The organism is Sphaerotilus natans, from assembly GCF_900156335.1.
GTDB classification, from domain to species: Bacteria; Pseudomonadota; Gammaproteobacteria; order Burkholderiales; family Burkholderiaceae_C; genus Sphaerotilus; species Sphaerotilus natans.
Genome location: NZ_FTMZ01000022.1, coordinates 78,964 through 86,364 on the forward strand (window position 1 = coordinate 78,964; position 7,401 = coordinate 86,364).

At 67.9% G+C, this 7,401-nt stretch carries 8 protein-coding genes and 1 tRNA gene; 7 read left to right on the top strand and 2 right to left on the bottom strand.

Features of this window, described 5'->3' with window-relative positions; genetic code table 11:
• The first annotated feature begins 17 nt into the window (after nucleotides 1-17).
• From BW996_RS17135 to BW996_RS17160, 6 genes are all read left to right on the top strand, one after another.
• On the top strand, nucleotides 18-1,421 hold the full coding sequence (locus tag BW996_RS17135) for a cytochrome b (RefSeq protein ID WP_037478673.1): 1,404 nt from the start codon (nucleotides 18-20) through the stop codon (nucleotides 1,419-1,421).
• A gap of 31 nt (nucleotides 1,422-1,452) precedes the next feature.
• A complete protein-coding gene (locus BW996_RS17140) occupies nucleotides 1,453-2,235 on the top strand; it encodes a cytochrome c1 (protein ID WP_037478670.1) in 783 nt (260 codons plus the stop codon).
• A gap of 162 nt (nucleotides 2,236-2,397) precedes the next feature.
• Nucleotides 2,398-3,012: a glutathione S-transferase N-terminal domain-containing protein gene (locus tag BW996_RS17145; protein ID WP_037478668.1), complete on the top strand. Its 615-nt coding sequence runs from the start codon at nucleotides 2,398-2,400 to the stop codon at nucleotides 3,010-3,012.
• 58 nt (nucleotides 3,013-3,070) lie between these two features.
• Nucleotides 3,071-3,598 (top strand): ClpXP protease specificity-enhancing factor, encoded by a 528-nt coding sequence (locus BW996_RS17150; RefSeq protein ID WP_037478666.1) that lies wholly within the window; start codon nucleotides 3,071-3,073, stop codon nucleotides 3,596-3,598.
• Between the two features lie 81 nt (nucleotides 3,599-3,679).
• Nucleotides 3,680-3,755: transfer RNA gene (locus BW996_RS17155), tRNA-Thr, on the top strand.
• Between the two features lie 66 nt (nucleotides 3,756-3,821).
• On the top strand, nucleotides 3,822-4,268 hold the full coding sequence (locus tag BW996_RS17160) for a YbaN family protein (protein ID WP_169740568.1): 447 nt from the start codon (nucleotides 3,822-3,824) through the stop codon (nucleotides 4,266-4,268).
• On the opposite strand, the gene dinB is transcribed toward BW996_RS17160, so the two are convergent.
• Complete coding sequence (dinB, locus tag BW996_RS17165; protein WP_081837963.1) at nucleotides 4,235-5,530, bottom strand: DNA polymerase IV; 1,296 nt, start codon at nucleotides 5,528-5,530, stop codon at nucleotides 4,235-4,237. The genes BW996_RS17160 and dinB overlap by 34 nt on opposite strands.
• A 32-nt stretch (nucleotides 5,531-5,562) precedes the next feature.
• On the opposite strand from dinB, the gene tldD reads away from it, so the two are divergent.
• Nucleotides 5,563-7,026: a metalloprotease TldD gene (gene tldD / locus BW996_RS17170; protein ID WP_037478721.1), complete on the top strand. Its 1,464-nt coding sequence runs from the start codon at nucleotides 5,563-5,565 to the stop codon at nucleotides 7,024-7,026.
• A 76-nt stretch (nucleotides 7,027-7,102) separates the two neighbouring features.
• Here tldD and BW996_RS17175 read toward each other — a convergent pair.
• On the bottom strand, nucleotides 7,103-7,401 hold a 299-nt coding region (locus BW996_RS17175; protein ID WP_139330928.1), incomplete at its 5' end, for an ISAs1 family transposase.

A 7,401-nucleotide genomic window follows, 5' to 3' on the forward strand; every position in this document is an offset into this window, starting at 1 on the left:
AGGAACTGAGGTCCAACATGGCTGAATTCAAAGTCGCTCCCCCGGACGCCTCCGCAGGCGAGAAGCTGCTGACCTGGGTGGACAACCGCTTCCCCGCGTCGAAGCTGTACAAGGAACACCTGTCCGAGTACTACGCTCCGAAGAACTTCAACTTCTGGTATTTCTTCGGCTCGCTGGCGCTGCTGGTGCTGGTGATCCAGATCGTCACCGGCATCTTCCTGGTGATGCACTACAAGCCGGACGCGGCCCTCGCGTTCGCCTCGGTCGAGTACATCATGCGCGATGTGCCCTGGGGCTGGCTGATCCGCTACATGCACTCCACCGGCGCCTCGGCGTTCTTCGTGGTGGTCTACCTGCACATGTACCGCGGCCTGATCTACGGCTCCTACCGCTCGCCGCGCGAGCTGGTGTGGGTCTTCGGCTGCGCGATCTTCCTGGCGCTGATGGCCGAGGCCTTCATGGGCTACCTGCTGCCCTGGGGCCAGATGTCCTTCTGGGGCGCTCAGGTGATCGTGAACCTGTTCGCCGCCGTGCCCTTCGTCGGTCCGGACCTGGCGCTGCTGATCCGCGGCGACTTCGTCGTGTCGGACGCGACGCTGAACCGCTTCTTCAGCTTCCACGTCATCGCCGTGCCGCTGATCCTGATCGGCCTGGTCGCCGCGCACATCATCGCGCTGCACGAAGTGGGCTCGAACAACCCGGACGGCGTCGAGATCAAGGCCAAGAAGGACCCGAAGACCGGCATTCCGCTCGACGGCATTCCCTTCCATCCGTACTACTCGGTGCATGACCTGCTGGGCGTGACGGTGTTCCTGATGGCCTTCACCGGCGTGATCTTCTTCGCGCCCGAGTTCGGTGGCTACTTCCTGGAATACAACAACTTCATCCCGGCCGATCCGTTCAAGACCCCGCCGCACATCGCGCCGGTCTGGTACTTCACGCCGTTCTACTCGATGCTGCGTGCCACCACCGACGTGATGATCAACGTGCTGGTGGTCATCATCGGCCTGGCCGCGGTGCTGGCGGTGCTCAAGGGCAATCTGCCGAGCAAGGCCAAGGTCGGCGTGCTGGTCGGCGCGGTGGTCGTCTGCGGTCTGCTGAAGACCTTCGACGCGAAGTTCTGGGGCGTGGTCGTCATGGGTGGCGCGGTCGTCATCCTGTTCTTCCTGCCTTGGCTGGACCGCAGCCCGGTCAAGTCGATCCGCTACCGTCCGTCCTGGAACAAGGCGCTCTACGGTGTCTTCGTCGTGTTCTTCCTGGTCCTTGGCTATCTGGGCATCCAGCCGCCGTCGGACATCGGCACGCTGATCGCCCAGGTCGGCACGCTGTTCTACTTCGGCTTCTTCCTGCTGATGCCGTGGTGGAGCCAGATCGGCGAGTTCAAGCCGGTCCCTGACCGCGTGACCTTCCAGCCGCACTGATGCCTGCCCACGACACGGAGCCCAGACAACCATGAAAAAGTTCATCGCTTCCCTGCTCGTGGCGGCGTCGGCCTGCCTGACCGCGCTGACGCCGGCTCACGCCGCCGGTGGTGCCTCGGTGCCGCTGGACAAGTTCCCGACCGAGAAGCTGCACGACACCGCCGCCCTCCAGCGTGGCGCCCAGCTGTTCGTCAACTACTGCCTGAACTGCCATGCCGCGGCGTTCATGCGCTTCAACCGGCTGAAGGACATCGGGCTGACCGAGCAGCAGATCAAGGACAACCTGCTGTTCACCACCGACAAGGTCGGTGACCTGATGAACGTCTCGCTGAACGCACGCCAGGCCAAGGACTGGCTGGGCGCGACGCCGCCGGACCTGACGGTCATCGCCCGCTCGCGCGCCAGCCATGCTGGCACCGGTGCGGACTACCTCTACACCTACCTGCGCACCTACTACCGCGACGAGACCAAGGCGACCGGCTGGAACAACCTGGCCTTCCCGAGCGTCGGCATGCCGCATGTGCTGTGGGAACTGCAGGGCGAGCGCCGCGCGATCTTCGAGGAAGTCCAGGATCCGCATGATCCGAAGAAGGTCACGCACGCCTTCAAGAGCTTCGAGCAGATCAAGCCGGGCAAGATGTCGGCGCAGGAGTTCGACTCCGCGGTCGGCGATCTGGTCGCCTACCTGCAGTGGATGGGCGAGCCCAACCAGGGCCTGCGCGTCAAGCTCGGCGTCTGGGTGCTGCTGTTCCTGGCCGTGTTCACCGTCATCGCCTGGCGTCTGAATGCAGCCTTCTGGAAGGACGTCAAGTAAGCTGACGTTCCCGGTGTCCGGCGCCGGGTCCGGGGGGCCGCCTCGTGCGGCGCCTTGGGCCGGTGTCACCGCGCAGAGTTCCCGTCGAGGTTCTCTGCGCGCTTTTGTTTTTCAGAGTTCGGTTCCAGAGCTCTGTCTTCTCTTCGAGGAGCGATCTCCGCCATGATGGTGCTTTACTCCGGCACGACCTGCCCCTACTCGCATCGCTGCCGTTTCGTGCTGTTCGAGAAGGGCATGGATTTCGAGATCCGTGACGTCGATCTCTACGCCAAGCCCGAGGACATCGCGCTGATGAATCCGTACAACGAGGTGCCGATCCTCGTCGAACGCGAGCTCATCCTGTACGAATCGCACATCATCAACGAGTACATCGACGAGCGTTTCCCGCATCCGCAGCTGATGCCGGGCGACCCGGTGGCTCGTGCACGCGTGCGCCTGTTCCTGTTCAACTTCGAGAAGGAACTGTTCACGCATGTCAACCTGCTCGAGGGCCGCGGCGGCGTCAAGGCCACCGAGAAGGATCTGGAGCGTGCGCGTTCGCAGATCCGTGACCGCCTGACGCAGCTCGCGCCGATCTTCCAGAAGAACCGCTACATGCTGGGCGAGGACTTCTCGATGCTCGACGTGGCGATCGCGCCGCTGCTGTGGCGTCTGGACTACTACGGCATCGAGCTGTCGAAGAACGCCGCGCCGCTGCTGAAGTACGCCGAGCGCATCTTCTCGCGCCCGGCCTACATCGAGGCGCTGACGCCGTCCGAGAAGGTGATGCGCAAGTAAGCCGCGCTGCCGTTCCCGCCGCCGACCCGGATCCACTTCTGCCTGAGCGCACCGCTGCATGTCCGTCGATCACGATTCCCAGGGCACCTCGACCCGTCCCTACCTGATCCGTGCGCTGCACGACTGGTGCATCGACAACGGCTTCACGCCGCTGCTCGCCGTTCATGTCGACTCCTCGGTGCGTGTGCCGATGGAGTTCGTCAAGAACAACGAGATCGTGCTGAACGTCAGCTTCGACGCCACCAGCGGCCTGCGCCTGGGCAATGACGTGATCGACTTCAAGGCCCGCTTCGGTGGCGTCGCGCGCGACATCGTCGTGCCGATCGACCATGTGATCGCGATCTACGCGCGCGAGAACGGCCAGGGCATGGCCTTTCCCATGCCCGAGGGTCCGACCGAGCTCGAGGCCCCGGCGTCGGCCGAGGTCGAGAACGACGAGAAGCCCATCCCCGGTGCCGGGCTGCGACTGGCGCCGGCCCCTGCCACCACGGCAGAGCCGCTCGCCGACCCGGACGCGGGCGACGACGAGCCGCCGCCGGCCGCACCGCCTGCGGGCGCCCGGCCGTCGCTCAAGCGCATCAAGTGAGGCTGCAAGTGAGGTGGCCGCAGGTGCAGCAGGCTCTGGCCTGACACCTCGGAGCGCTTTTTCACTACAATCCGGCTCCCCGCCGACTTAGCTCAGCTGGTAGAGCAACTGTCTTGTAAACAGTAGGTCATCCGTTCGATTCGGATAGTCGGCACCAGGGTTACGATGAAGCCCGCGTCTCCCACCGGAGGCGCGGGCTTCTTTCTTGCGGAGAGCGTTCGCGGTGAATCTGAGGACACAAGCAAGCGCGGCCGATCTGCCGCGTCGGCCCGTCTGGTGGCGGGCGCTGTGGCTGTCGGCTGGGCTGGTGGCGCTGCTGCTGGGCGTGGTGGGCATCTTCCTGCCGCTGCTGCCGACCACGCCTTTCGTGCTGCTGGCTGCCGCCTGCTTCTCGCGCGGCAGCACCCGCTGCGAGCGCTGGCTGCTTTCGCACCGCACCTTCGGGCCGATGGTGCGCGACTGGCGCCGCCACCGCGCCATCCCGCGCCGCGCGCGCTGGCTGGCCTTCGCGATGATGGCGATCGGATCGGTCGTGGCGGCCTGGTCGCTGCCGCGGCTGCAGTGGCTGCCGGCAGCCTGCTGCGCGCTGGTGGCGCTTTGGATGGCGCGGCTGCCCGCGCGCGAGGATCTGCCGCTTCAGGACGCGTCCGGAAACAGCGGCAGCGTCTGAGTCAGCGGCGCGTCTGCGGGCGCGTGCTGCTGCGGCATCGGGGGCGGGCGCTTGGGCCGCGGTCGCGGCGGCTGCACATCGGCGCGCGACAGCGTGCCCACCCGCACGCCGAGCAGGCGCAGGCGCCGGTTCAGGCTGACGCGCTTCAGGCACAGGCCGCCGACGCGGCGGATCAGCGCGGCGTCGGCCGTGGGCAGCTCGATCGTCAGGTCGCGGGTGACGGTGCGGAAATCGTCGAAGCGCAGCTTGATGCCGATGGTGCGCCCGACCCAGCCCTTGCGCTGCAGGTCGGCCGCCACCTGCTCGCACAGCCGGGTGAAGAGGGCGCCGAGCTGCTCGCGGTCGTGGCGCGGGTGCAGGTCGCGCTCGAAGGTGGTCTCGCGGCTCATCGACACCGGGTCGCTGTGCGTGACCACCGGGCGATCGTCCAGGCCGTGGGCGCTGCGGTGCATCCACAGCCCCTGCGTGCGGCCGAAGTGCTCGACCAGCCAGCCGGGCTCGCAGGCCGCCAGCTCGCCGAGGGTCTGGATGCCCAGCGCATCGAGCCGCGCGCCGGCCTTCGGGCCGATGCCGTTGAGGCGCCGCACCGGCAGCGGCCAGATCCGCAGTGGCACGTCGGCGGCGGTCAGCACCGTCAGGCCGCCGGGCTTGTCGAGATCGCTGCCGATCTTGGCCAGCAGCTTGTTCGGCGCCAGGCCGATCGAGCAGCTCAGGCCGGTGGCGGCACGCACGTTGTTGCGGATGTCCTGCGCCAGCGCGCGCGCGCCGCCCAGCGGATCGTGGCCGAGCGGCTCGTGCGCCCGCGCGATGTCGCTCAGGTCGATGTAGATCTCGTCGATGCCGCGGTCCTCGATGGCGGGCGCCAGCTCGGCCACCGCGTCCTTGAAGGCGCGGGACAGGCGCCGGTATTCGTCGAAGTCGGCCGGCAGCAGCACCGCGTCCGGCGCCAGCGCGGCGGCCTTCATCAGGCCCATGCCGGAATGGATGCCGCGGGCGCGCGCCTCGTAGGTCGCGGTGGTGACCACGCCGCGGCCGGCGTAGTCGCCCAGGCGCGGCCAGTGGCCGTCCTCGAAGCGCGCGGCACGCGCCCGGCTGCCGCCGACCACCACCGCGCGGCCGCGCAGCTCGGGCCGGCGCAGCAGCTCGACCGAGGCGTAGAAGGCGTCCATGTCGAGGTGGGCGATCAGGCGCGCGGGCGCTGATGCCGGCAGTTCCGGGGCATCGTGAGATTTCCGGGTCGGGTCGCCATCCGCATCGTGCATGGGTCGATTGTGGCGGACCTAGAATGCATCGCATGATCTCTCGCGAACCCACCCTGGAGCGGCTGGCCACCGCCCGCCGGCTGCTGCTGGACCCGTTCGGCCTGACCGAGGCCACGCTGACGCGGGCGCTCAACACCCTGTCGGCGCACCGCGTCGACGATGCGGACCTGTACTTCCAGTACACCCGCAGCGAGGGCTGGAGCCTCGAGGAGGGCATCGTCAAGAGCGGCAGCTTCTCGATCGACCAAGGCGTGGGCGTGCGCGCGGTCGCTGGCGAGAAGACGGCCTTCGCCTATTCGGACGACATCTCGGAGGCGGCGCTGCTGGATGCGGCACGCACCGTGCGCACCATCGCCGCGGCCGGCCAGAGCCGGCGCGTCAAGGTCGACACGCCGCAGGTGGTGGCGCCCAGCCGCCGGCTCTACCCGGACCTGGACCCGATCTCCACGCTCGACAGCACGCAGAAGGTGGCGCTGCTCGAGCGCATCGAGCGCATGGCCCGCGCCAAGGATCCGCGCGTGGTGCAGGTCATGGCCGGCCTGGCGGGAGAGTACGACGTGGTGCTGGTGGCGCGCGCCGACGGCACGCTGGCGGCCGACGTGCGTCCACTGGTGCGCCTGTCGGTCACGGTGATCGCCGAGCAGGGCGGGCGGCGCGAGGTGGGCTCGGCCGGCGGCGGCGGGCGCTTCGGCTTCGGCTACTTCCAGGACTCGCTGCTGCAGGACTATGTCGATCGGGCGGTGAGCTCGGCGCTGACCAACCTCGAGAGCCGCCCGGCGCCGGCCGGCGAGATGACGGTGGTGCTCGGTCCCGGCTGGCCAGGCGTGCTGCTGCACGAGGCGGTCGGCCACGGCCTGGAGGGCGACTTCAACCGCAAGGGCTCGAGCACCTTCTCGGGCCGCATCGGCGAGCGCGTCGCCGCCAAGGGCGTGACGGTGCTCGACGACGGCACGATCACCGACCGCCGCGGCTCGCTCAACATCGACGACGAGGGCCATGTCAGCCAGAAGAACGTGCTGATCGAGGACGGCATCCTCAAGGGCTACATCCAGGACTCGATGAACGCGCGGCTGATGAAGGTCGCCCCCACCGGCAACGGCCGCCGCGAGAGCTATGCCCATGTGCCGATGCCGCGCATGACCAACACCTACATGCTGGCCGGCGACAAGACGCGCGAGGAGATCATCGCCTCGATCGACCGCGGGCTCTACGCCACCAACTTCGGCGGCGGCCAGGTCGACATCACCAGCGGCAAGTTCGTCTTCTCGGCCAGCGAGGCCTACTGGGTCGAGAAGGGCCGCATCCTCTACCCGGTCAAGGGCGCGACGCTGATCGGCAACGGCCCGGAGGCGATGACGCGCGTGTCGATGATCGGCAACGACCTCGAGCTGGACTCGGGCGTGGGCACCTGCGGCAAGGACGGCCAGAGCGTACCGGTGGGCGTCGGCCAGCCGACGCTGCGCATCGATGGCCTGACCGTCGGCGGCACGGCCTGAGCCGGGCCTGACGGCAGGCTTGCATCCGCGTCGCCAGGAACCGACAGCGCCTGAGCGCCAGGGCAGGGCGATTGCATCAGCCATCGCTCGAAATTTGTGCAGGGCTGAGTGAGGCTGGAGTCAAGCCGAAGAGCGCTTGGAGGTAGTCATCGCTCCAGCCCATGCGCTTGCGCTTGGTCTTCTGGCTGCCCTTGCCGGCGTCGAGCTTGATCTGGTTCTGGGCGATGCGCCGCAGCGTGGCCATGTTGTGCGGGCCGTGGTCGCGCCGGATCAGGCAGGCATCCTCGCGGTAGTTGACGTCCAGCACCCAGTGGCAGTCGTTCTCGATGGCCCAGTGCGCCCGGATGGTGGCGTTGAAGGCCTGGGCGTCGAGCA

Excerpts from the sequence above, each read along its gene's own strand:
- BW996_RS17135 (WP_037478673.1), top strand. The coding sequence starts at position 18 with ATGGCTGAATTCAAAGTCGCTCCCCCGGACGCCTCCGCAGGCGAGAAG.
- BW996_RS17140 (WP_037478670.1), top strand. The coding sequence starts at position 1,453 with ATGAAAAAGTTCATCGCTTCCCTGCTCGTGGCGGCGTCGGCCTGCCTG.
- BW996_RS17145 (WP_037478668.1), top strand. The coding sequence starts at position 2,398 with ATGATGGTGCTTTACTCCGGCACGACCTGCCCCTACTCGCATCGCTGC.
- BW996_RS17150 (WP_037478666.1), top strand. The coding sequence starts at position 3,071 with ATGTCCGTCGATCACGATTCCCAGGGCACCTCGACCCGTCCCTACCTG.
- dinB (WP_081837963.1), bottom strand. The coding sequence starts at position 5,530 with ATGCACGATGCGGATGGCGACCCGACCCGGAAATCTCACGATGCCCCG.
- tldD (WP_037478721.1), top strand. The coding sequence starts at position 5,563 with ATGATCTCTCGCGAACCCACCCTGGAGCGGCTGGCCACCGCCCGCCGG.